The 21,530-nt window shown below is 65.6% G+C and carries 22 protein-coding genes, 1 tRNA gene and 1 pseudogene; 8 read left to right on the forward strand and 16 right to left on the reverse strand.

What is annotated here, in order from left to right; genetic code table 11:
- Positions 1 to 78: 78 nt before the first annotated feature.
- From leuA to AX725_RS05350, 3 genes are all read left to right on the forward strand, one after another.
- The gene (leuA, locus tag AX725_RS05340; RefSeq protein ID WP_060977236.1) at positions 79 to 1,743 is read left to right on the forward strand and encodes a 2-isopropylmalate synthase; all 1,665 of its coding nucleotides are present in this window, start codon (positions 79 to 81) and stop codon (positions 1,741 to 1,743) included.
- Positions 1,744 to 1,971: 228 nt separating this feature from the next.
- Complete coding sequence (locus tag AX725_RS05345) at positions 1,972 to 2,946, forward strand: NAD(P)H-dependent flavin oxidoreductase (protein WP_060977237.1); 975 nt, start codon at positions 1,972 to 1,974, stop codon at positions 2,944 to 2,946.
- An 87-nt stretch (positions 2,947 to 3,033) separates the two neighbouring features.
- On the forward strand, positions 3,034 to 3,945 hold the full coding sequence (locus AX725_RS05350; protein WP_060977238.1) for a hypothetical protein: 912 nt from the start codon (positions 3,034 to 3,036) through the stop codon (positions 3,943 to 3,945).
- A 2-nt stretch (positions 3,946 to 3,947) separates the two neighbouring features.
- Here the strand turns inward: AX725_RS05350 and AX725_RS05355 are convergent, their stop codons facing one another.
- The 14 genes from AX725_RS05355 to gspI form a co-directional block, all read right to left on the reverse strand.
- Positions 3,948 to 4,247 carry a putative quinol monooxygenase gene (locus tag AX725_RS05355; protein ID WP_060977239.1) on the reverse strand — a complete coding sequence of 100 codons (300 nt, stop codon included), beginning with the start codon at positions 4,245 to 4,247 and terminating at the stop codon, positions 3,948 to 3,950.
- 11 nt (positions 4,248 to 4,258) lie between these two features.
- The gene (locus AX725_RS05360; protein ID WP_208597812.1) at positions 4,259 to 6,232 is read right to left on the reverse strand and encodes a potassium transporter Kup; all 1,974 of its coding nucleotides are present in this window, start codon (positions 6,230 to 6,232) and stop codon (positions 4,259 to 4,261) included.
- A gap of 135 nt (positions 6,233 to 6,367) precedes the next feature.
- Entirely contained in the window at positions 6,368 to 7,069 is a 702-nt protein-coding gene (locus AX725_RS05365; RefSeq protein WP_060977240.1) for a tetratricopeptide repeat protein, read from the reverse strand.
- A complete protein-coding gene (locus tag AX725_RS05370; RefSeq protein WP_060977305.1) occupies positions 7,069 to 7,491 on the reverse strand; it encodes a cytochrome c-type biogenesis protein in 423 nt (140 codons plus the stop codon). The genes AX725_RS05365 and AX725_RS05370 overlap by 1 nt, the downstream gene beginning before the upstream one ends.
- Positions 7,491 to 8,018: a DsbE family thiol:disulfide interchange protein gene (locus tag AX725_RS05375; protein WP_060977241.1), complete on the reverse strand. Its 528-nt coding sequence runs from the start codon at positions 8,016 to 8,018 to the stop codon at positions 7,491 to 7,493. The genes AX725_RS05370 and AX725_RS05375 overlap by 1 nt, the downstream gene beginning before the upstream one ends.
- Before the next feature lie 13 nt (positions 8,019 to 8,031).
- On the reverse strand, positions 8,032 to 10,014 hold the full coding sequence (locus tag AX725_RS05380) for a heme lyase CcmF/NrfE family subunit (RefSeq protein WP_060977242.1): 1,983 nt from the start codon (positions 10,012 to 10,014) through the stop codon (positions 8,032 to 8,034).
- Positions 10,011 to 10,463: a cytochrome c maturation protein CcmE gene (gene ccmE, locus AX725_RS05385; RefSeq protein ID WP_060977243.1), complete on the reverse strand. Its 453-nt coding sequence runs from the start codon at positions 10,461 to 10,463 to the stop codon at positions 10,011 to 10,013. Before ccmE ends, AX725_RS05380 begins: the two co-directional genes overlap by 4 nt.
- A 16-nt stretch (positions 10,464 to 10,479) precedes the next feature.
- The gene (locus AX725_RS21610) at positions 10,480 to 10,608 is read right to left on the reverse strand and encodes a hypothetical protein (RefSeq protein WP_269454100.1); all 129 of its coding nucleotides are present in this window, start codon (positions 10,606 to 10,608) and stop codon (positions 10,480 to 10,482) included.
- Positions 10,605 to 11,336 carry a heme ABC transporter permease CcmC gene (ccmC, locus tag AX725_RS05390; RefSeq protein ID WP_060977244.1) on the reverse strand — a complete coding sequence of 244 codons (732 nt, stop codon included), beginning with the start codon at positions 11,334 to 11,336 and terminating at the stop codon, positions 10,605 to 10,607. Before ccmC ends, AX725_RS21610 begins: the two co-directional genes overlap by 4 nt.
- 327 nt (positions 11,337 to 11,663) lie before the next feature.
- Entirely contained in the window at positions 11,664 to 12,731 is a 1,068-nt protein-coding gene (locus AX725_RS05395) for a Leu/Phe/Val dehydrogenase (RefSeq protein WP_060977306.1), read from the reverse strand.
- A gap of 67 nt (positions 12,732 to 12,798) precedes the next feature.
- Positions 12,799 to 12,875 (reverse strand) — tRNA-His (locus AX725_RS05400).
- A 161-nt stretch (positions 12,876 to 13,036) separates the two neighbouring features.
- Positions 13,037 to 14,035 carry a type II secretion system minor pseudopilin GspK gene (gene gspK / locus AX725_RS05405; RefSeq protein WP_060977245.1) on the reverse strand — a complete coding sequence of 333 codons (999 nt, stop codon included), beginning with the start codon at positions 14,033 to 14,035 and terminating at the stop codon, positions 13,037 to 13,039.
- Positions 14,032 to 14,679, reverse strand: a complete 648-nt coding sequence (gspJ, locus tag AX725_RS05410; RefSeq protein WP_156439042.1) for a type II secretion system minor pseudopilin GspJ — start codon at positions 14,677 to 14,679, stop codon at positions 14,032 to 14,034. Before gspJ ends, gspK begins: the two co-directional genes overlap by 4 nt.
- Positions 14,680 to 14,783: 104 nt before the next feature.
- Positions 14,784 to 15,161: a type II secretion system minor pseudopilin GspI gene (gene gspI, locus AX725_RS05415; protein ID WP_066117540.1), complete on the reverse strand. Its 378-nt coding sequence runs from the start codon at positions 15,159 to 15,161 to the stop codon at positions 14,784 to 14,786.
- Positions 15,162 to 15,274: 113 nt separating this feature from the next.
- On the opposite strand from gspI, the gene AX725_RS05420 reads away from it, so the two are divergent.
- The 5 genes and pseudogenes from AX725_RS05420 to AX725_RS05445 all read left to right on the forward strand — a co-directional run bounded on the left by AX725_RS05420 (position 15,275) and on the right by AX725_RS05445 (position 19,529).
- Entirely contained in the window at positions 15,275 to 15,922 is a 648-nt protein-coding gene (locus AX725_RS05420) for a prolyl hydroxylase family protein (protein ID WP_060977248.1), read from the forward strand.
- 29 nt (positions 15,923 to 15,951) lie between these two features.
- A pseudogene (locus AX725_RS21450) lies at positions 15,952 to 17,172 on the forward strand (NRAMP family divalent metal transporter).
- Complete coding sequence (gene pxpA / locus AX725_RS05435; protein WP_060977250.1) at positions 17,169 to 17,960, forward strand: 5-oxoprolinase subunit PxpA; 792 nt, start codon at positions 17,169 to 17,171, stop codon at positions 17,958 to 17,960. The pseudogene AX725_RS21450 and the gene pxpA overlap by 4 nt, the downstream one beginning before the upstream one ends.
- A complete protein-coding gene (locus tag AX725_RS05440; protein ID WP_060977251.1) occupies positions 17,932 to 18,591 on the forward strand; it encodes a 5-oxoprolinase subunit B family protein in 660 nt (219 codons plus the stop codon). The genes pxpA and AX725_RS05440 overlap by 29 nt, the downstream gene beginning before the upstream one ends.
- The gene (locus AX725_RS05445; RefSeq protein ID WP_060977252.1) at positions 18,588 to 19,529 is read left to right on the forward strand and encodes a 5-oxoprolinase subunit C family protein; all 942 of its coding nucleotides are present in this window, start codon (positions 18,588 to 18,590) and stop codon (positions 19,527 to 19,529) included. The genes AX725_RS05440 and AX725_RS05445 overlap by 4 nt, the downstream gene beginning before the upstream one ends.
- On the opposite strand, the gene AX725_RS05450 is transcribed toward AX725_RS05445, so the two are convergent.
- Both AX725_RS05450 and AX725_RS05455 read right to left on the reverse strand, forming a co-directional pair.
- Positions 19,530 to 20,165, reverse strand: a complete 636-nt coding sequence (locus AX725_RS05450; RefSeq protein WP_060977253.1) for a glutathione S-transferase family protein — start codon at positions 20,163 to 20,165, stop codon at positions 19,530 to 19,532.
- Between the two features lie 41 nt (positions 20,166 to 20,206).
- Positions 20,207 to 21,520 carry a serine hydrolase domain-containing protein gene (locus AX725_RS05455; protein ID WP_060977254.1) on the reverse strand — a complete coding sequence of 438 codons (1,314 nt, stop codon included), beginning with the start codon at positions 21,518 to 21,520 and terminating at the stop codon, positions 20,207 to 20,209.
- Positions 21,521 to 21,530: the final 10 nt, after the last annotated feature.

Consider the following 21,530-nt stretch of genomic DNA (forward strand, 5'->3'; position numbering starts at 1 on the left):
CCGGAACACCCGCAAAGCCGGTTGCGCTCATGCCCCGGCCTGCCTATCGCACAACCATCCAGACAGGGCGCTTCTCTCATGCCGATGCTCACCGATCCTTCGCAGAAATACAGGCCGTTCCCCCGCGTGGACCTGCCCAACCGGACCTGGCCCGATGCGGTCATCACCGCGCCCCCGCGCTGGCTTTCCACCGACATGCGCGATGGCAACCAGGCGCTGATCGATCCGATGGACGGCGCGAAGAAGCAGCGCTTCTTCGACCTGCTGGTCAAGATCGGCCTCAAGGAGATCGAGGTCGGTTTCCCGTCTGCCGGCGAGACCGAGTTCAACTTCATCCGCGGCCTCGTCGATGGCGGCAAGATCCCACAGGACGTCACCGTGCAGGTGCTCACCCAGTCGCGCCGCGACCTGATCGAGCGCAGCTTCGAGAGCCTGGCGGGCGTCCACCGCGCCATCGTCCACCTGTACAATGCCGTGTCCCCGGCCTGGCGCGAGATCGTGTTCGGGCTCGATCGCGCGGGCGTGAAGGCGATCGCGGTCGAGGGCGCGAACATCCTCAAGGAACAGGCGGCAAAATACCCTGAGACCGACTGGCATTTCGAATATTCGCCGGAAACCTTCTCCACCGCCGAGCTCGATTTCAGCCTGGAGGTGTGCGAGGCGGTGATGGAGGTGTTGCAACCGACGCCCGACAAGCCGTTGATCCTCAACCTGCCCGCCACGGTAGAGGCTGCCGGCCCGCATATCTATGCCGACCAGATCGAATGGATGTGCCGCCATATCAGCAAGCGCGATTGCGTCGTCATCAGCCTGCACCCGCATAACGACCGCGGATCGGGCATCGCTGCGGCAGAGCTCGGCCTGATGGCGGGTGCGGACCGCATCGAGGGCTGTCTGTTCGGCAATGGCGAGCGCACCGGCAATGTCGATCTCGTGGCCCTGGGCCTCAACATGTACACGCAGGGGCTGCACCCTGGCCTCGACTTTTCGGACATGGACGAGATCGTCAAGACGGTTGAATATTGCAACCAGTTGAAGGTGCCCGAGCGGCACCCCTATGCGGGCGAACTGGTGTTCACCGCTTTTTCGGGCAGCCACCAGGACGCGATCAAGAAGGGCTTTGCCGCGCAGGAAAAGCGCAACGACCGGCTCTGGACCGTGCCCTATCTGCCGCTCGACCCGGCCGATATCGGGCGCAGCTACGAGGCGGTGATCCGCGTCAATTCGCAGTCGGGCAAGGGCGGTGTCGCCTGGGTGCTCGAGCAGGATCAGGGGCTGAAGCTGCCCAAGCGGCTCCAGGCCGATTTCAGCAAGACCGTGCAGGCGCTTGCCGATGCGAAGAGCGTGGAACTGAGCTCGAGCGATATCTGGCAGGCCTTTCAGCAGCGCTATCACCTTGACGGCACCGGCAAATACCGGCTGGTCGATTATGAGGAGCGCAAGGCGGGTTCCGACCGGCTGTTCGTCGGGCGCATCCTGGCGAACGGGCAGGAAATTCCAGTCAGCGGACGCGGCAACGGGCTGATCTCGGGCGTGGTCGATGCGCTATCCTCGGCGCTCGGCATCGCGATCGATATTGCCGATTATCGCGAGCACGCCATCGGCTCGGGCTCCAAGGCGAGGGCTGCGGCCTATGTCGAATGCGCGATCGATGGCCGGTCGCCCTGTTTCGGCGTCGGCGTCGATGAAGACGTCGCCACCGCCTCGATCAAGGCGGTGCTGAGCGCGCTGGAGGAGCTCTAAGTCCTCCCCGAGCTTGTCTCGGGGAGGCGGACCGTTGGCGCAGCAAATGGTGGAGGGGCTCTTCAAGCAAGCATCGGAAAGAGCCCCGCCACCATCCTGCGGATGGTCCCCCCTCCCCCAGACGAGCTGGGGGAGGATTTTGTCCTTCCAAACCCATCCCCAATCAAAACTTAATCGCACGCTTAATTGCCTCTGGACACCAACGAAACCCAGGTTAATGTCCCCGCCATGACCATGCCATCCCCGCTTTGCGACAACCTGCGCCTGCCCGTCATCGGGTCGCCGCTGTTCATCATTTCTGGGCCGGAGCTCGTCATTGCCCAGTGCAAGGCGGGCGTGATCGGCTCGTTCCCGGCGCTCAACGCGCGCCCTCAGGCACAGCTTGACGAATGGCTGCACCAGATCACCGAAGAGCTGGCCGAATATAACCGCGCCAACCCGGACAAGCCCGCAGCACCCTTCGCGGTCAACCAGATCGTGCACAAGTCGAACGACCGGCTCGAAGCCGACCTGATGACCTGCGCCAAGTGGCAGGTGCCGATGATCATCACTTCGCTCGGTGCGCGCGAGGACCTGAACAAGGCGGTGCACGACTGGGGCGGCATCACCATGCACGACGTGATCGACGATCGCTTCGCGCGCAAGGCGATCGAAAAGGGCGCGGACGGGCTGATCCCTGTCGCCGCAGGCGCGGGCGGCCATGCCGGCACCATCTCGCCCTTCGCGCTGATGCAGGAAATCCGCAGCTGGTTCGATGGGCCGATCGCGCTCTCCGGATCGATCGCCTGCGGTGCCTCGATCCTGGCGGCCCAGGCGATGGGCGCGGACTTTGCCTATATCGGCTCTGCCTTCATCGCCACCGAAGAGGCGCGCGCGACCGACGGCTACAAGAACGGCATCGTCGAAGGGCGGGCCGCGGACATCGTCTATTCGGACCTGTTCACCGGCGTGTCGGGCAATTACCTGCGCCAGTCGATTGTCAATGCCGGGCTCGATCCCGACAATCTGCCCAAGGGCGATTACAGCACGATGAACTTCGGTTCGGGGGGTAATACCGAAGCCAAGGCCTGGCGCGATATCTGGGGCAGCGGCCAGGGCATCGGCGCGGTCGGCAAGGTCGATACCGTTGCCGACATGGTTGCCCGTCTGACGGCGGAATATCAGGCGGCCAAGGCGTCGCTGCTGGCACGCGCGAATTATTGAGCGTAACGCACGGCAGTTCATCTGCCGGTCAGCATTCCCGATATTAGTATAGCTCCCGTGGTGTTCATTCAGCACGGGAGTTTTTACATGCGGGTCGCTTCCACTTTCACCATTGTTGCACTGGTTCTTGCTTCTTCTGCGCAGGCCGAGGCGCGGCCCGCCCTGCCGGACGAGCTGGTTCTGTCCGGCGACAACATCATCGATGTCACGATCAACGGGCAGCCGCTGCGGCTGGAGGTACGGCCCGAAGCCGCAGAAGCGCCGACGCTCAACGCCGATGTCGCGGCGAAACTTGGCCTCAAGCCCGGCATGATCGCGTTTCGCAGCATGGTGGGGCCGGAGAAGATCAACGGCAACTCGTCGGTACACCGGGTCGATTATGGCGCAGGCGAGAAGAAGCAGCGCATCTTCTGGACCGATCGGCAGAGCTCGACCATCGCCGACGGTACGATCAGCCCTGCTTCGCTGCCTTACAAGAAGGTCACCTTCCGGCTTGGCGAGGCGAGCGCGGCAGCACGCGAGATCAGCCTGCCACTCGACAATTTCGGCTTTCTCGGGCGCCTGGGTGTCGGCACCACGTTGAGCCTTGGCGACGAGAAGGTGCGGTTCCAGTTCAGCCTGGCGCGTGACGAGACTCTGGTCAGCGCGCCCACCGGCAACTGGCTGGCGCAGTATCGCGGCGGCAAGTTCACCGGCCAACCCCGCCAGACGCTGATCTTTTACGGCATCCAACGCCCCACCCGCGAAATGACGCTGGCCGAGCCTATCGCGCTGGGCCCGCGCCAGCTTGCTACCGCCGATGTGCGCTATAGCGATTATGGCGATGCCAGCGGTATTGCCGCGGCCGACCAGGCCAGCGGCGATTCGGACGAGATCGTCGTCGTCGGCGACAAGAAAGAGGATGTCGACCTGCGCATCGTCGCGGGACGCGCGTTCCTGAAAGGCTGCGCCAGCCTGACCTATGACATGCAGAAGCGGACGCTGGGGCTGCGCTGCTGACTTTAAAGCGAGCGTTCGCCGGTCACCTCATAGGCGGTGATCGTGCGATCATGAATGCCGTGCGCCGCGCTGGCGGCGCGCCATTCGGCCATGTGCGCGCTCGCCGCGTGCGCCTTCAGCGCATCCTCATCCGCCCAGGACTCGCTGACACGCACCATGCCGGGCTCGACCACATCGAACGAGAAGGCATAATGGCCGCAGCCCGGCTCTGCCCGGCTGAGCGCGATCATCTTCGCCATGGCAGGTTTCACGGACTCGATCTGGTCGAGCGGAAAGCGATAGAAACCGGCGATGACGATCATGGCGAGGCTCCTTAGATCTCGAGCTGACTGCCCAGTTCGACCACGCGGTTCGAGGGCAGGTTGAAGAATTCCATCGGGCTCGCCGAGTTGCGCAGCATCCAGGCAAAGATCTTCTCGCGCCAGACCGGCATGCCGGGCCGCTCGGCGGTGAGCAGCGTCTGGCGCGACAGGAAGAAGCTGGTCTGCAGCATCTCGAACTTGCCGCCACACAATTCCTTCACGTCCTTGAGCGCGGCGGGAACGTCGGTCGATTGCATGAAGCCGTAGCGCAGCACCATACGGTAGAAGCCATGGCCCAGGTCCTCGACCTGGAAGCGGTTGGCGTCGGTGACATAGGGCACTTCCATGATCTGCACGGTCAGGATGACCACGCGCTCATGGATCACCTTGTTGTGCTTCATGTTGTGCAGCAGCGCGGTCGGCACGCCGGTGGTCGCGGAGGCCATGAAGATCGCGGTGCCCTTGACGCGGGTGGCCGAGCCTTGCGCGGACTTGACGAACACCTCGATCGGCAGTGCGCTCTCGATCATCGTCTCGCGCATCAGCTTGCGCCCGCGCGCCCAGGTGGTGAGCAGCGTGAAGGTGAACGCGCCGATGACCAGCGGGAACCAGCCGCCATCCGGAATCTTGGTGGCGTTGGCGAGGAAATAGGCGCCATCGACCACCACGAAGGTGACGATGATCGGGATCGCCATCCACAGCTTCCATTTCCACATCGCGATCAGCAGCACCGCCATCAGGCAGGTATCGATCAGCATCGCACCCGTCACCGCGATGCCATAGGCCGCAGCGAGGTTGCTCGAGCTCTGGAAGCTCAGCACCAGCAGGATCACCGCGACCATCAGCACCCAGTTGATCAGCGGAATATAGATCTGGCCGCTTTCCGACGCGCTGGTGTGCTTGATCGACAGGCGCGGGATATAGCCAAGTTGGATCGCCTGGTGCGTGATCGAGAACGCGCCCGAGATCACCGCCTGGCTGGCGATGAAGGTCGCGCCGGTCGCGAGCAGCACCAGCGGCAGGCGCAGCACATCAGGCGCAAGCAGGAAGAACGGGTTCCTGATCGTCTCCGCCGCAACCTCTGGCGACATACCAATGATCATCGCGCCCTGGCCGAAATAGTTGATCAGCAGCGCGGGCATGACAAAGCCAAACCAGGAAAGGCGCAATGGTCCCCGCCCGAAATGCCCCATGTCCGAATAGAGCGCTTCCGCCCCCGTCACCGCCAGCACGACCGAGCCGAGCGCCAGAAAGGCGAACCAGCCATCGTTGATGAAGAATCGGATCGCGAACCAGGGGTTCAGGGCGAGCAGAATTTCTGGGTTGAACACGATCTGGTACATACCCAGCACCGCGATCGTGCCGAAATACAGCACCATGATCGGCGCGAAGAGCGTGCCTATCTTTGCCGTTCCGCGCGACTGGATGAAGAACAGGAACACCAGCAGCCCCACCGCGATCGGCACGACCAGCGGCTGCAGCCCGGGATTGACCACGGTCAGCCCCTCGACCGCCGACAGCACTGAGATCGCCGGCGTGATCATGCTGTCGCCATAGAAAAGTGCCGTGGCGAACACGCCGAGCAGGATCAGCAGCCAGCCATAGCTGGTCCGTCCGATGCTGCGCGAGATCAGCGCGACCAGGGCGAGACTTCCGCCCTGCCCCTTGTTGTCGGCGCGCATCAATATGCTGACATATTGCACGCCGACGACCAGGGTCATCGACCAGAAGATCAGGCTGACAACGCCGAAGATATGCTCGGCATCCGGAGTGAGCGGGTGATGCCCGGCAAAGGTTTCGCGAAAGGCGTAGATCGGGCTGGTGCCGATATCGCCGAACACGATGCCGATCGCACCGAAGGCGAGTGCGGCGACCGAACTGCCCTTGCCATGGTCATGCCCGGGAGGCTGCACGCCCGGATCCCCGGCTGCCGATCCGGCGGCGGGTGGCGCTATGGGCGCATCTGATGGTGAATCGCTGATCATCGGGCAATATGCGGGCGCTGCGGACCTTGCGATCAACCAGCGCTCATCGTCCCCTTTCGCCTATCGCCCATAGGGGCAATGGCAGGCGGATTAGCATGGCGCATGATGCAGTGCAATATAATCGCAATAGAGCGATTATGGTTTGTTTTCAGTGGCTTGACCGGGATCTGCGGTGGGTGGAACCGATCCGGGCATGCCGGGCGCAGGCGCACCGTTCTGCTGGGCGATCAGGGCATCGATCCGCGCGAGTCGGCTCGTCAGGTCCTCGCGCCATTCGGCATCGGGCGGCGAGCGCTCGAGAAGCTCCGCCCAGATGGCGCGCGCCTGCTGCAACTGACCCGATGTCGCCAGCGCCAGGCCCAGGAAGAACGGCGGTGCCGGATGATCGGGCGAGAGCGTTGCGGCCTTCTGATAGGCATATTGCGAGGCCGGGGTCAGCAGGCCGTTGCTGTGCCCGACCAGCGCGTTGCCCAGCGCCACCCAGAGGTCCGGGTCTTCGGGAAAGGTCTCAAGCCCCTTGCTGAGCGCGGTGGCGGCGGTGGCGAACTTGCCCTGGCGGCTCTGCGCATCGGCGAGCACCAGCCAGGCGCGGGCATCGCCGAAATTGCCGCCCATCTCATCGCGCTGCTTGGCCAGATCTTCGTCGAACATGCCGAGCTTCTCGACCGGCTCCTTGGGCGATCCTGCGAGCGAGGGCTGGCCCTGCCAGGCATAGCCCGCAATGCCGACGAACAGCGCTGCACCGGCGAGCTCCCACGCCTTGCGCGGCATCTTGCCCAGCCAGATGAGCCCGGCCATGATGAGCACGGCGAGCAGTCCCACGACGATCCAGGCCATCAGCCCTTGCCTCCTTGCGCCCTGGCGCGGGTGAAACGCTTGCGCACGATGATCGCGGCAAGCAGCAGCAGCACGACCGGTGCAGCGAACAGCGGCCAGGTCATCGTCGTGACGCGCGGCTCATAGGACACCCAGTCGCCATAGCGTTCGATCAGCCAGGCGCGGATCGCTTCGGGGTCCTCGCCCCTGGCGATGCGCTCGCGCACCTGGTTGCGCATGTCGCCCGCCATCGGCGCGTCGGAATCGGCAATCGACTGGCTCTGACAGGTCAGACAGCGCAGCGTCATCATCAGGTCCTGCGCGGCCTTTTCCTTCGCCGGGTCCTCGAGCTGCTTGTAGGCATAGGGCGCGGGAGGGAGCGAGTCCTGGGCTGCTACCGGCACGGACAGCGTGAGCGACAGGAAGAGGATGAGAGCGCGGATCACTGCGCTTCCTTCAGCTTTTGCAGGATCATGGGCACCTGATCGGCGCGGATTTCCCCGATATGCTGATAGGTGATGACGCCCTTGCCGTTGATCACGAAAGTCTCGGGCACGCCCGAGGAGCCGAGATCGAACTGGATCTTGCTGACATCGTCGCGCCCGATCCGCGTATAGGGATTGCCGTTGCGCGCCAGGAACTGCTGCACGTCCGCGGTCCGATCGCGAATGGCGACGCCATCGATCTCCACGCCTGCCCTGGCAAGCTCAGCCAGCACCGGCGCTTCGGCGATGCACGGCACGCACCAGCTGGCGAACACGTTGAGCAGCTTGGGCTTGCCACCCGTAAAATCGGCCTTGGCCAGCGCCGGACGATCGGGCACGGCCTGGGGCAGATCGAAATCGGGAAGCGGCTTGCCGATCATCTGCGAGGCGATGGTACGATCGCCGGGCGCGATCAGCCCCGATGCGAACACCGCGAACAGCAGGCCGAACAGGGCCAGCGGGAGCCAGATCGCCCAGTGCTTCATGACTTTAGGGGTTTCATGCGAGCGCTTCCTGGCCCCCGGCAGCAGGCTTGGGCGCGGCCGGTTCGCTTGCCGGCTCGAGCTCGGGTTCGCCCTTGCGGCGCAGGTCACGCGCGGTGCGACCAACCAGCGACAGCACGCCGCCCAGTCCCACGAGCAGACCGCCATACCAGATCAGCGGCACGAACGGCTTCCACCACAGCCGCAGCTGCCAGCGGCCGTCATCACCCTCTTCGCCCAGCACGGCATAGAGCTGGCCGTTCCAGCGCGTGAGCAAAGCCGCCTCGCTGGTCGCGGTCGGCGGCGAGGCGAACATGCGCGCCTGCGGGTTGAGCACGGTCTGGACATTGCTGTCGCCATAGCGCGCGACCAGACGCGCCTCGAGCGCGGTCCAGTTGGCTCCCGCAATCGGCCTGACGCCCTGCAGCTCGATCGTCCAGGGGCCGACGGTATGGCTCTGCCCGATCTCACTCGCGACCAGCTTTTCGGTGTTGAACGCGCTTTCCGAGGCCATGCCGGCGAGCGCGACGGCGATGCCGAGATGGGCGATGACCATGCCCCAGATATGCGCAGGGGTGCGGCGCAGGTTGCGCTTCCACAGCGGCAGCAGGCTCGCCACGGCTAGGCCAGCGGCAAAGACCAGACCGAGCAGAGGCAGCACGCCGATATCGCCGCCGAACACCACCACCAGCGCCAGCGTCCCGGCGGCCACCAGCGCGGGCACCGCGAGCAGATTGGCGAGCTTGCGCCCGTTATCCTGCCGCCAGCGCATCAGCGGACCCGCCGCCATGATGACCAGCATCGGGAAGACGAAGATCGCGCTCACCGGGTTGAAATAGGGCGGACCGACCGAAACCTTGGTGCCGAACGCCTCGGTCACCAGCGGGTAGAGCGTACCCATCAGCACGATACCGAGCACGCCGACCAGCAGCACGTTGTTCATCACCAGCGAGCCTTCGCGGCTGAACAGATGGAATTTCGCGCCCTCGGTGACGGTCGAAGCGCGCAGCCCGAACAGAGCGAGCGCGCCGCCGATATAGATGGCGAGCAGGGTGAGGATGAAGCTGCCGCGCTCAGGATCGACCGCGAACGCATGCACGCTCGTCAGGATGCCCGAGCGCACCAGGAAGGTGCCGACCATCGACATCGAGAAGGCGACCACCGCCAGCATCACCGTCCAGGCCTTGAGCGCGTTGCGCGTTGCCAGCACGCTGACCGAATGGAGCAATGCGGTCGCGGCGAGCCAGGGCATGAGCGAGGCATTCTCGACCGGGTCCCAGAACCACCAGCCGCCCCAGCCCAGTTCGTAATAGGCCCACCACGAACCTGCTGTGATGCCCAGCGTCAGGAAGATCCACGCGCCCATCACCCAGGGCCGCATCGCGCGGGCAAAGCTGGGGCCGACATCGCGCGTGATCAGCGCGCCGACCGCGAAGGAAAAGGCGATCGAGAGCCCGACATAGCCGATATACAGAGTCGGCGGATGGAAGGCGAGGCCGGGGTCCTGCAGCAGCGGGTTGAGGCCATTGCCCTCGACCGGCGCGGGATTGAGCCGCTCGAACGGGTTCGACGAGAACAGCATGAAGGCATAGAAGCCCAGGCTCACGAACGCCTGGCCCGCCAAAGTCGCGACCATCGTGCGCTCGTTGAGCCGCCGTTCGAGCAAGGCGACGAAACCGCCCGCCAGCCCCATCACGGTGACCCAGAGCAGCATCGAGCCTTCGTGATTGCCCCAGGCCCCGGCGATCTTGTAGATCAGCGGTTTGAGCGAATGGCTGTTCGCCGCGACCAGCTTGACCGACAGGTCGGTGCGCAGGAACAGCACGATCAGCAGCGCGAACGCGATCGCCACCAGCAGCCCCTGCACCACCGCGATCGGGCGTACCGCGCGCAGGAACTCGGCCCCGCGTGCGGTCAGCGCATAGCTGCCCAGGCCCAGCTGCAAGACCGCGAGCGCGGCGGCGAGCCACAGGATCGCAAGCGCGATTTCGGCAATCATGGCTGCTGCACCGTTCCGCCGAGCTTTTTCACATCGGCCTTGGTCATGTCCCGCATCTCGCGCGGCACATAATTCTCGTCATGCTTGGCGAGCAGATTGTCGGCGACAAACTGGCCCGAGGCGTTCATCCGGCCTTCGGCCACGACTCCCGATCCTTCGACGAACAGGTCGGGCGTGATGCCGGTAAAGCGCACCGGAACGGTGCCCTTGCCATCCTCGACGATGAAATCGATCGTGACGCCATCGGCCTGTTTCTTGATCGAGCCTTTTTGCACCATGCCGCCCAGACGGATGGCCTGGCCGGGTTCGACGCCCTTTTCGGCAATGTCGCCCGGCGTGTAGAAATAGCTCGCCTGGTCGCGCAGCGCATAGGCCGCGATCAGCCCGGCGGCGACGAGGCCGACCAGGGCGATGCAGATCAGGACGAGACGCTGGTGCTTGGCTTTCATGGGGTCGTTATCCGGTTCACTTGCGCTTGAGCGCATCCAGCCGCGCTTCTGCGCGTTTGAGCGCGAACCAGCAATAGCCGATCAGCCCTGCAGTCCCGGCAATGCCCAGCCCATAGGCCATGATGACATAGGTCCACTGGGTCATGCGGCAGCAAGCCTGCGCATCCGCGCTTCGATGCGGATATCGGCGAGCAGGGTGCGCATGCGCATCAGCACGATCGCGCCGAAAATGAGCGAAAAGCCGATCACGGCCATGCCGAGCGGCCAGAGAAAGGCGGGGTCGATCGCCGACTTGCCGATCGAGATGCTCGCGGGCTGGTGCAGGCTGTTCCACCATACCACAGAACGGTTGATGATCGGCACGTTGACCGCGCCGACCAGCCCGAAGATCGCGGCGACGCGCGACGTGCCGCCACGTCCGGCCGCTGCATCCTTCTGGCTGGCATCGGCGAGCGCGATATAGCCGAGGTACAGGAAGAACAGCACCAGCATCGAAGTCAGCCGTCCATCCCACACCCACCAGGTGCCCCAGGTCGGCCGCGCCCAGATCGATCCGGTCGCAAGGCACAAAGCGCAGAAGAACGCACCGGGCACGGCAGAAGCGCGCGCCGCGATCCCGGCGAGCGGGTGCCGCCAAACCAGCTCGACCAGACTGGCAATCGCGATGCTGGTCCAGCCCGCCATGCCCAGCCATGCGGCAGGCACGTGAATGTAGAGGATGCGCACCGTTTCGCCCATCAGCCGGTCGGCAGGCGCGTTGAACACGCCGAGGAACAGCGCGATGGCGACCATGATCAGCCCGGAAACCATGAACGCCGGGGTCAGCGGACGGGCGATGGACAGGAACCGCGTGGGATTGGCAAAACCGTGCATGAGCGAAGGTGCGTCAGCTTCCTAGCGCCGAGGCATATCGGCGTCGTGCCCTTGTTGCCACGATGCCGCTGCAGCCTCAAGGGAATTTGCGTTTAGCGGGATGCACCAAAGGCAACTGGCGGACGTACCAGTGGCTGTAATCCGCTCGTTCGCCTCAAGAACGTCATCCTGAACTTGTTTCAGGACCCATCGTGCCCCCAAAAGCCGAAGCCGCGTGGGGAGAAATGGGCCCTGAAACAAGTTCAGGGTGACGGATCGACCAAACACTCAGCTTAGCGCCAAGCCACCGACAAGCTCAGGCTGAGCGGCGTTGGTGACCTCCGTTCGTCAACCTCGCCCGATCAGCTTCTGCGCCATCCGGTCGGCGACGGTCGCGGGCGATTCGCCTGTGGTGCGGCTTTCCTGCCAGATGCCGGTCAGGCGCTGCGGAATGCCGGTGAGGCGCGCGTGCACCTCCTCGACCTGCGCGGTGCGGCCTTCAGCCTGCGCGAAATATTCGAGCGCGACCGAGATGATGCCGCCGGCGTTGATGACATAATCGGGCGCATAGAGAATGCCGCGGTCGATCAGCATGTCGCCGTGATGCGATCGCGCGAGCTGGTTGTTCGCGCCGCCCGCGACGATGGCGACATTGAGCTTCTCGATGCTTTCCGAATCGAGGATCGCGCCCAGGGCATTGGGGCTGAACACATCGGCCTCGACCTGCATGATGCGGTCGGCGCTGACGGTTTCGGCGCCCAGCTCGTCGGCGAGCTGCTTTGCGCGATCGGCATTGACGTCGGCCAGCGTCAGCTTCGCGCCTTCGGCGGCGAGCAGCCGGGCGAGACCGCCGCCAACGCTGCCCGTGCCCTGCACCGCGATGCGCACGTCCTTCAGCCGGTCGGTGCCCAGCTTGAACGCGACCGCGGCCTTGACGCCCAGGAAAATGCCCTTGGCGGTGAACGGTCCCGGATCGCCGCCAGCCGAGCCTGCGTCCTGCACCGGCAGGCCCGAGACGAATTTGGTGCGCTTGGAGATCGCCACCATGTCCGCATCGGACATGCCGATATCCTCGGCGGTGACATAGCGTCCGCCCAGCGCATCGATCGCATCGCCGAATGCGGCGAGCATTTCGGGGGTCTTGCGGTTATCGGCATCGGCGAGGATTACCGCCTTGCCACCGCCCATCGGCAGGCCCGCCATGGCGTTCTTGTAGCTCATGCCGCGCGACAGGCGCAGCGCATCGGTGATGGCGCGGCCCTTGTCGGCATAATGCCAGAAGCGCGTGCCGCCGCCCGCCGGCCCCAGAGCCGTGGAGTGAATCGCGATGATCGCCGAAAGCCCCGAGGCGCGGTCGTGCACATATTGCACCGCCTCATGCTCGTCGAAGTCCGGCAGATCCCAATAGCTTTGCACGCGCCCGTCTCCCCAAGGCTGGTCGCGCGGCAGGCCTTTGAAAAAAGGCAAGGATTTCAAGAGCAGATGGGGCGACCGATGGGGTTCGAACCCACGACCTCCGGTACCACAAACCGGCGCTCTAACCAACTGAGCTACGGTCGCCACACACTGCTTACGCCACGCGGAGGCGTCCCTTAGGGGCGCGCGGGCGGGATCGTCAAGCGACGAAATCAAGGCGGTCGCTATCTTACAAACTGCCCCTGCAATGCAAGGGAAAATGCGGCAAAAATGCTTGTCTGCGAAATTAAATTAGCTGCGTCGGTTCACGGCTCGCCGATGCGGCGGCTGATGATGCGCGCCGGCGTCAACTGCGCATCGAGCAGGCTGGTCTGCCGCCACCGACTCTCGCCCTGCGCGATCACCAGATCGAGCTCGAACCAGCGGGTGACGATCTGCGGCTGCGATTCGATCTCCGGCCCAAAGGTCTGCGATTGCAGTGCCAGCGGCCGCCAGAAATCGGCAATGCGCGCATAGCCGAGCGGCGGACGATCCGCGATCATGGTGCGCGCGCGGTCGAGCGGGATCTTGCCCGGGGCGAGCATCATGATCAGCGGTGCCTGTTCGGGCAGCAGCGTGTTGACGTTGATCGGCGAGAGAATCGCATCGGGCAGCGCACAAATCCACGGCTCGAGCCGCGCAAAGATCTGCGGCGTCATGCCCCGAAGCGCCTGAATCTCGCCCTTGTCGCCCAGAAGTCTTCCCGCAGTGCGATAAGGCTGGTCGAGCTGCTGATAATATTGGTCCTCGGCCCCGGCGGGCTGCGCCGCCTGATCGGTATCGATCCAGTCGGCCAGCGCATCGGCCAGCCCCCGCGCCTCGTCCGACCCTATGCCCAGCGCCTGCATGAGCCCGGCAAACTGGCCGATGCCGATGGGCCGCGCGGCCAGGTCGCCCGGCTGGCCCGCGACCACCGAGTTCAGGTTGAAGCAATTGCCCCCATCGTTGACCGTAGCCGTTACCACCGCGCCCGATCCGTCGCCGATCGGCAGCACATTGGGCTGGCCGATCCAGCCGCCGACATTCACCGTGCGCGCCGGGCTCAGGTCGAGCTGGCGCTTGATCTCGCGCGCGGCAAACTGCTCCGCGCCCAGCGCCGCAAAGCGCGCGCGGTCCGCCGCATCGGCATTGGCGGCGAGGCGGACGGCGAGGTTGACCCGATCGAGAATCAGCGTGGTGACGATCGCCATCACCGCGACCAGCAACAGCACGCTGAGCAACGCGATGCCGCGTTCGCCGGGTTTGCTGGCAGGGCGCGCGCTCATCCGCCGCCGCCTGCGACCAGGAATTCGAAGGTCAGCGGCCGCGTGCCATTGCCCTGCTGCACCAGGGTGAGCTCGATCGCGATCGGCAGTTCGTCGGTGCGCTGCGGGCGCCATTCGGTCTGCCAAACGCCCTGCTTGTCGCGAAAGCGCAGCCGCGCCTGCTCGATCCCTTCGAGAATCGCGACAGGCGCGCCGGTTTTCGCGCCATCGGCCTTGGGCGCGATCGCGCGGGTCAACTGCCCATCGGTGAGCGCCCATTCGACCCGCTGCAGGCTCGACGATCCCGGCTGCGGGTCGATCTGCGCAACCTGGCGCGAGAACCCGAGCAGCAAGCCGCCCTCGCCGCTGATCAGGGCTACCCGGTCACTCCCCATCGCATCGCGCGATGGGCGCGGCAGCATCAGCGTCATGTCCTGCGCCAGGATCGCGGAAAAGCGGCGCAGATCGCCCATCTCCTCGAGCCGCACCGCACTGCGCGCCTCGGCCTCGACGCTCTGGCGCAGCAGCACGACCGAGGCGGTGGCGATCATCCCGAAGATGAACAGCGCGACCATCATTTCGACCAGGGTGAAGCCATTGGATACGGTGGCGCGCTCTACTTCTAGCCCGTTTGTCCCGAGCGAAGTCGAGGGACCTGCGGACACGTCCCTCGACTTCCCGGCTTGGCCGGGAAGTTTATCCCGAGCGGCTGGCTTGCCAGCCAGCCGAGGGGCTCGGGACAAACGGAGGGGAGTGCGATCTCGCGAAATCACAAAACCGGCCTCAGCACGGTGAGCGTCACCTCGGGCCCCGTCCCCTGGCGCACCGCCAGATCGACCTTGAGCAGTTCGCCCCCTTGCAGGGCTGTCGTGCTGCGCCGCCAGGCGAAATCGCGACCCGCGTTGGTCACCCTGCCCTCCGTGTCGCCGAGCGCGGGCGGATTGGGATCGGTCAAGGCCTCGACCGCCAGATTGCGCACGGTGATCTCGCTGTACAACCGGCTGTCGAGCTCTGCGGTCTGCATCAGGCTCGCACCCTGCAGCTTTATCAGCGCGAGTGCGGCGATCGAGAACACCGCCAGCGCAACCAGCATTTCGAGCAGGCTGAAGCCCGAGTCTCGGCGGGATGGGCGGGGACGGCGCGGCATGGCCCGCCATTTAGCCGTCAACGCAGCCCCGCGCCAGCCGTTTGCGGCTTGAATCGCCCCCCGATTGACCGCTATTCGCAAGGCGGGGCGTGGCCGCAAGAGGCATGGGGACGATGAGCGACAGCGAGACAGCAAGCAACCAGTGCAACACGGTGGCGCTGGGCAGGATCCCCGGCATCCAGAAGGTGCCGACCCCCCGCATGGAATTGTACATCCTGCGCAATTTCCTTTCGCCCGAAGAATGCGCGCGCTTCGTCGAGAAGATCGATGCCGACCGCAGGCCGTCGACCATCGCCGATCCCAATGGCGACAATTATTTCCGCACCTCCGAAACCTGCGACATGCGCGGCGACGATCCCGATGTGGTCGCGCTCGACCAGCGGCTGAGCGCGCTGTCGGGCATCGACCTGCAATTCGGCGAAACGCTGCAGGGCCAGCGTTATGCCGTGGGCCAGGAATTCAAGGCGCATACCGATTATTTCGAGCCACAGGGTCAGGACTTCACCCGCTATACAACAGTGGGCGGCCAGCGGACCTGGACGTTCATGATCTATCTGAACGAACCCGAAGCGGGCGGCGCGACACGGTTCAAGACCATCGACAAGTCGATCCGTCCGGAAATCGGCAAGCTGGTCGCGTGGAACAACCGCAGGCCCGATGGCAGCTGCAATCCGGCCACCATCCACCACGGCATGAAGGTTCGTGAGGGCACCAAATACGTCCTCACCAAATGGTATCGCGAGAGGCCCTGGCGCCTGTGAGCGCCACCCGATACCGCCCCGGTCCCGCGATGCTGGTGACGGCGGCCTTTATCGGGCCCGGCACCGTCACCGCCTGCGCCAGCGCAGGGATAGGTTTCGGCTATGCGCTGCTCTGGGCGCTCGTCTTCGCGACCATCGCGACCATTGTCCTCCAGAACATGGCCGCGCGCGTCGCCATCGTCACCGGCAAGGGGCTGGCCGAGGCGATCCTCGCGGCGGCGGCGAATCCGGCGCTGCGCTGGGCCATCGCGGCGCTGATCTTCGCCTCGCTCGCCATCGGCAATTCGGCCTATCAGGCGGGCAATATCAGCGGAACGGCGGCGGGCCTCAAGCTGCTGGGCGCGGGCACGGTGTCCCCTGCCCTGCTGGCGCTGGCGACCGGCCTGCTGGCGGCGGCGCTGGTGGTGATCGGCAAGCCGGCCTGGCTGGAAAAGCTGCTGATTGCGCTGGTGCTGGCCATGTCGCTTGCGTTTATCGGCGGCCTCGCGGTGATCCGGGTAGACTGGGGCGCGGTGCTGGCGGGGTTCGTGCCCAGCCTGCTCGTCGGCAGCGTCAGATGTGTATAAGAGACAGCCGACAGCCTGTTCACCGCGATCGCGCTCATCGGCACCACCGTCGTCCCCTATAACTTGTTCCTCCACGCCGCCTCGGTGCGCGGCAAGTTCGCCGCCGATGCCGAGGGGCTGGCAGCATCAGGAATTGATACGGCGGTATCGGTAGTGATCGGCGGACTGTTGTCGATGGCCATCGTCGTGATGGGCGCGGCGACGGCAGCGATGGCCGCGACCGGCAGCGGCCCGCTCGACGATATTGCGCTGCGGCTCGAGAGCCTTTTCGGCCTGCCGGCGCGGATCGTGTTCGCGCTTGGTCTGGTGGGTGCCGGGTTCAGTTCCGCCCTCACGGCGCCGCTCGCGACCGGTTATGTGCTGGCCGAGATGATGGGTAGCGCGAACGATCCTGCGCGGCGCACGCGGATCTTCAAGCGCACCGCGCTGGCGGTGATCGGCATCGGCACCGCCTTTGCCTTTTTCGCGGTCAACCCGGTCGAACTGATCCTGATCGCGCAATCGGCCAATGGCCTGTTGCTGCCGATTCTCGCCGGCTTCCTGCTCTGGGTCGCCGCGCGAAAGGCGAGCCTGGGCGCGTTCGCCAACGGCCCCGTCGCCAATCTGGCAGGCGGCGCGGTGGTGCTGGTCTGTGCGGGGCTGGGCACGCGATTGATCCTGCGCTCGGCGGGGATCTGGCCATGAACTGCTCGATCGATCTCAACGCCGATCTGGGCGAACAGCCCGAGGAGAAGGCGCGCGACATAGCGCTGATGCAGGTGATCTCCAGCTGCAACATCGCGTGCGGCGGCCATGCCGGGGACGAGGCGAGCATGACGGTGATGCTGCGCGCGGCCAGGGCGGCGGGTGTCGCGGCGGGCGCGCATCCCAGCTATCCCGACCGCCCCGGTTTCGGGCGGGTGTCGCTCGACATGCCGCTCGACGCGCTGATCGGCTCGCTGCTCGAACAGGTGCGCGCGCTGGAGTCCGTTGCAGCGCGTGAGGGCGTGGCACTCACCCATATCAAGCCGCACGGCATGCTCTATAACGATCTGGCCGACCGGCCCGCCATGGCCCTCGCGGTGTCGCGAGCCCTGCACGACGCCTTCCCGCATCTGGCGCAGGTCGGGCTCGCGCATTCGGCCAGCGAGGAGGCGGCGCGCGCGGTCAGTGCCCGCTTCATCGCCGAGGGCTTTGTCGATCGTGGCTATACGCCCGCGCGCCGCCTGGTCCCGCGCTCGCAGCCCGGCGCCTTGATCGCCAGCGATACCGATCGCGCCGCGCAGGCGATCGCGATTGCGACAGGCGAGCCGATCACCGCCAATGACGGCAGTCTGATCCATGTTATGGCGCAAAGCCTGTGCATTCATTCGGACAGTCCCGGTGCTGAACAAACCGCTTTGCGGATTGCAGGCGAGATGGCAGTCTTGGGGATAACCATAAAAGCCCCTGGAGAGCTGCCCGATGAGCCAGTCGATCTATTGCGCCGATGACTGGTTGATGATCCAGGGCTTGCCTGCGGAGCGCGTGGCGGCCCTCGCAGCGGCGGCGGAAGGCGGTGGCTGGGACGATATCGTGCCGGGGCTCGACAGCCTGTCGCTGAGCTGGAACCCGGCGGAGCGCAACCTGGAGGCCGCGCGCGCTGCGGCAGAGATGCTTGCCGCAAGCGATTTCGAGGCAGCGCCTATGGCATCGATCGCCCCTGCCATATTGCACATATGCTATGACCAGCCCTGGGCGCATGATGCCGATATCGTCGCCGAATTGCTGGGCATGCCGACCGATGCGCTGCCCGGCTGGCACGCGGCGCAGGACTGGCGCGTGGCGATGCTCGGCTTTCAGCCCGGCTTTGCCTATCTCACCTGTGATGCGCGCATTCCCGACATCCCGCGCCTCGCCGATCCTCGGTCGCGCGTCGAGGCGGGGTCGGTCGGTCTGCTCGGCCAGATTTGCGGGCTCTATCCGCACGCAGGGCCGGGCGGCTGGCCGATCATCGGGCGGATCGCCGAGACGTTGTTCGATCCGCACGGCCCCTCGCCTGCGCTGCTGCAGGCAGGGCAGAAGGTTCGGTTCGAGCGGATCGATGCGAGCGAGCTCGGACGCCGCACGGGAGGCGCGGCATGACGCTCACCGTGGTCAAGGCCGGGCTGCAATCGAGCATCCAGGCCGCCCCCTATCGCGGGCTGCGCAAGCTGGCCGTGCCTTCGGGCGGCGCGGCGGACGGGCTGAGCCTCGCGCTCGCCAATCGGCTGGTCGGACGCCCGCTCGATGCCGCCGCGATCGAGATCACGCTCGGTCCGGCAGAGTTCCGCGCCGATCGTGCACTCGCCGTCGCGGTGACCGGCGCGCCGTGTCAGGTGCAGATCAACGGCGACGAGGCCGAGCCGCACCAGACGCTGCATCTCAAGGCCGGCGACACGCTCAGCATCGGGCGCGTCTGGGCCGGATGCCGAGTCTATATGGCATTGTCCGCCCCGATCGAGGTTCCGTCAGTGCTCGGCACCCGCTCGACGCTGATCGGCGCGGGCTTTGGCGGGCTGGACGGGCGCGCGCTCGCCGATGGCGATGTGCTGACGCTGGGCGAGGACGGCGACGCGGTGCCCGCGCTGGTCACCCCGCCCGAGCTGCAGCCGTTTTTCGGCCATGGCTTCGTGCTGCGCGTGGTGGCGGGGCCGGAAAGCGAGCGGCTGGCGCTGGGCATGGCGGCGCTTGCAAGAAAGCGATGGAGGGTCTCGTCGCGGTCGAGCCGCATGGGGCTGAAATTGCAGGGCACGGTGATCGACCTGAACTCCGCCACGCCGATCCGCAGCGGCGCGGTCTTTCCCGGCATCATCCAGTGCCCGCCCGATGGCCTGCCGTACCTGATCGGCTGCGAGGGCCAGACCACGGGGGGCTATCCGCGCATCGGCCAGGTCATCCGCGCCGACCGGCATCTGATCGGCCAGCTCGCGCCCAATGCGACGATGCTGCTGGTGCCCGTCCAGCCCGATCAGGCCGAACAGATATTGCATGAGAAGATGAAGCTCTGGGCCGAGTGGTTGCCCGGCCTTTCGCTTGCCTGATCAGGCGGAGATCGCCGCGAAGATCATCGGCCCGCCGATCTCGATCGATTTCTGATAGGCCGGGCGCGCGCGCAGCCGCTCGAGATAGGCGATGGTATTGGGCCGCTCGCCGATCTGCTTGCTGACGGTCGCCACCTCGAGCAGATAGGCCATGTTGATGTCCGCCCCGCTCAGCCGGTCGCCGACCAGATAGTCATGGCCCGTGACCGCGCGTTCGACATGGTCGAGCAGCTTGTTGACTTCCGCGCCCATGAAGCCGCCGAGCATCGGGCCGAGGCCGCCGAAGCGGGGTGCCAGCGCGGAAAAGATGATCGGGCTCGCCATCGTGCCCTCAGCAAAATGCAGCCATTCGAGATAGGCCGGGCGGTCCTTGGCATTCGCCGGGGCCAGCGTCTCGCTGCCGAAGCGCTCGATCAGATATTCGATGATCGCGCCCGATTCGACCATGACATGCCCGTCGACGATCACCGTCGGCGCCTTGGACAGCGGATGCACTTCGGCCAGCTGCGGCGGCGCGCGGAAGGTCTGCGGATCGCGCTGGTGGCGCACCATCTCATAGGGCGTACCCATTTCCTCGAGCAGCCAGATCACGCGGGTCGAGCGCGAATATTCGAGGTGATGCAGCACGATGCTCATGGCGTTTCTCTCCGGTTCTTATGTTCTTGCAGGCTTTGCGATCAGTCCGCAGACGTCATCGTCTCGGGCGCGGCTTCGGGCAACGGCGCGTTCAGCCGCGGATCGTTGTCAAGCTCGGTCCAGTCGCTGTACGGACGGCCATAGACCTGGTCGAAAAACTCGTACGGCAGGCGGAAGGGCCGGGTCGAACCGCTGTTCCACAGCATCACGATTCCGGTGCGCCGTTCGGGATCGAACCACATCACCGCGCGATAGCCGTTGACCGCGCCGCCATGGCCGACCAGCCAATGCCCGTCATAGATATGGCTGCGCCAGCCCTGGCCGTAACCATGGCTGATGATCAGCGCCTCGGGCCCGCCGCGTCCGCCCTTGTAGGTCGCGACACGCGGACGGTGGATTTCGGCGAGCACGCCCGGGCTGATGACCTGCGGCGCCTGGCCCATCTGCGCCTCCATCCAGCGCGCCAGGTCGACGATGTTCGAACTGACCCCAGCGGCGGCGGGAACGCGGAAATAGGCGTCCGACAAGGTCTGCACCTGACGATGGCGATAGGGCCGCGCCCAGCTTTTCGCGCCGGTCAGGTTCGCCATGCCGAGGCCTGCGCTCTTCATCCCCAGCGGCGCGAACAGCATCTGCTCGGCAAGCTGGTCATAGGGCGTCTTGGTCGCGTTGGCGACGATCTCGCTGAACGCGTCATAGGCGACGTTCTGATAGCTGTGGCAGTCGCCCGGCATGCACTGCTGCGGCACGGTGGACAGCATGTTGCGCAGCATCGGCGCAGGATCGCCCGATTCGAGCTTTCCGTCATAGGCATTGCGCGCAAGGCCCAGCCGGTGCGCCAGCAAGTCCGGGATGGCGAGCCGGTTTTCCGCGCCGCCCGCCAGCTTCAGTGTGGTGTGATACGAGGACAAGGGCGCAGACAGGCTGAGCTTGCCCTGCTGCGCGAGCTGATAGGCGAGCGTTCCTGCGACGCCCTTGGAGACCGAGGCCCAGCGGAACACAGTCTGTGGGCTCACCGGCAGCCCGGCCTCGCGATCGGCAAAACCATATCCGTTGACGAAGGTGAGCCGCCCGTTCTCGACCGCTGCGACCGCAAGCCCCACCATTTCGGGATCGCGCATCATTCGCGTAATCCGCGCATCGAGCGCGGCATAATCGACCTGGCCTTGCCAGCGATCGGGCGTCAGCGGCAGATTGGCATCGTCGATGAGCGGCGCGCTGGCCTGTGCAGCGATCGCGGGCGTGCCGGTGACGACGACCCCGCCCCCGCGCGATACGCTCATGCCGATCAGCAAGGCCCCCGCGGCCACGCCGCCTGCGGTCCAGACCAACGGACTGCGCAGCCAGTGCTTCATGCGATCTCCG

The sequence above is a fragment of the Blastomonas sp. CCH9-A1 genome (assembly GCF_001557175.1).
GTDB classification, from domain to species: Bacteria; Pseudomonadota; Alphaproteobacteria; order Sphingomonadales; family Sphingomonadaceae; genus Blastomonas; species Blastomonas delafieldii_A.

Excerpts from the sequence above, each read along its gene's own strand:
- AX725_RS21610 (WP_269454100.1), bottom strand. The coding sequence starts at position 10,608 with ATGACCCAGTGGACCTATGTCATCATGGCCTATGGGCTGGGCATTGCC.
- AX725_RS05345 (WP_060977237.1), top strand. The coding sequence starts at position 1,972 with ATGACCATGCCATCCCCGCTTTGCGACAACCTGCGCCTGCCCGTCATC.
- AX725_RS05360 (WP_208597812.1), bottom strand. The coding sequence starts at position 6,232 with ATGATCAGCGATTCACCATCAGATGCGCCCATAGCGCCACCCGCCGCC.
- AX725_RS05420 (WP_060977248.1), top strand. The coding sequence starts at position 15,275 with ATGAGCGACAGCGAGACAGCAAGCAACCAGTGCAACACGGTGGCGCTG.
- AX725_RS05380 (WP_060977242.1), bottom strand. The coding sequence starts at position 10,014 with ATGATTGCCGAAATCGCGCTTGCGATCCTGTGGCTCGCCGCCGCGCTC.
- pxpA (WP_060977250.1), top strand. The coding sequence starts at position 17,169 with ATGAACTGCTCGATCGATCTCAACGCCGATCTGGGCGAACAGCCCGAG.
- AX725_RS05455 (WP_060977254.1), bottom strand. The coding sequence starts at position 21,520 with ATGAAGCACTGGCTGCGCAGTCCGTTGGTCTGGACCGCAGGCGGCGTG.
- AX725_RS05440 (WP_060977251.1), top strand. The coding sequence starts at position 17,932 with ATGAGCCAGTCGATCTATTGCGCCGATGACTGGTTGATGATCCAGGGC.
- AX725_RS05365 (WP_060977240.1), bottom strand. The coding sequence starts at position 7,069 with ATGGCCTGGATCGTCGTGGGACTGCTCGCCGTGCTCATCATGGCCGGG.
- AX725_RS05350 (WP_060977238.1), top strand. The coding sequence starts at position 3,034 with ATGCGGGTCGCTTCCACTTTCACCATTGTTGCACTGGTTCTTGCTTCT.
- AX725_RS05355 (WP_060977239.1), bottom strand. The coding sequence starts at position 4,247 with ATGATCGTCATCGCCGGTTTCTATCGCTTTCCGCTCGACCAGATCGAG.
- AX725_RS05445 (WP_060977252.1), top strand. The coding sequence starts at position 18,588 with ATGACGCTCACCGTGGTCAAGGCCGGGCTGCAATCGAGCATCCAGGCC.
- ccmE (WP_060977243.1), bottom strand. The coding sequence starts at position 10,463 with ATGAAAGCCAAGCACCAGCGTCTCGTCCTGATCTGCATCGCCCTGGTC.
- gspK (WP_060977245.1), bottom strand. The coding sequence starts at position 14,035 with ATGAGCGCGCGCCCTGCCAGCAAACCCGGCGAACGCGGCATCGCGTTG.
- AX725_RS05375 (WP_060977241.1), bottom strand. The coding sequence starts at position 8,018 with ATGAAGCACTGGGCGATCTGGCTCCCGCTGGCCCTGTTCGGCCTGCTG.
- gspI (WP_066117540.1), bottom strand. The coding sequence starts at position 15,161 with ATGCCGCGCCGTCCCCGCCCATCCCGCCGAGACTCGGGCTTCAGCCTG.
- AX725_RS05450 (WP_060977253.1), bottom strand. The coding sequence starts at position 20,165 with ATGAGCATCGTGCTGCATCACCTCGAATATTCGCGCTCGACCCGCGTG.
- leuA (WP_060977236.1), top strand. The coding sequence starts at position 79 with ATGCCGATGCTCACCGATCCTTCGCAGAAATACAGGCCGTTCCCCCGC.
- ccmC (WP_060977244.1), bottom strand. The coding sequence starts at position 11,336 with ATGCACGGTTTTGCCAATCCCACGCGGTTCCTGTCCATCGCCCGTCCG.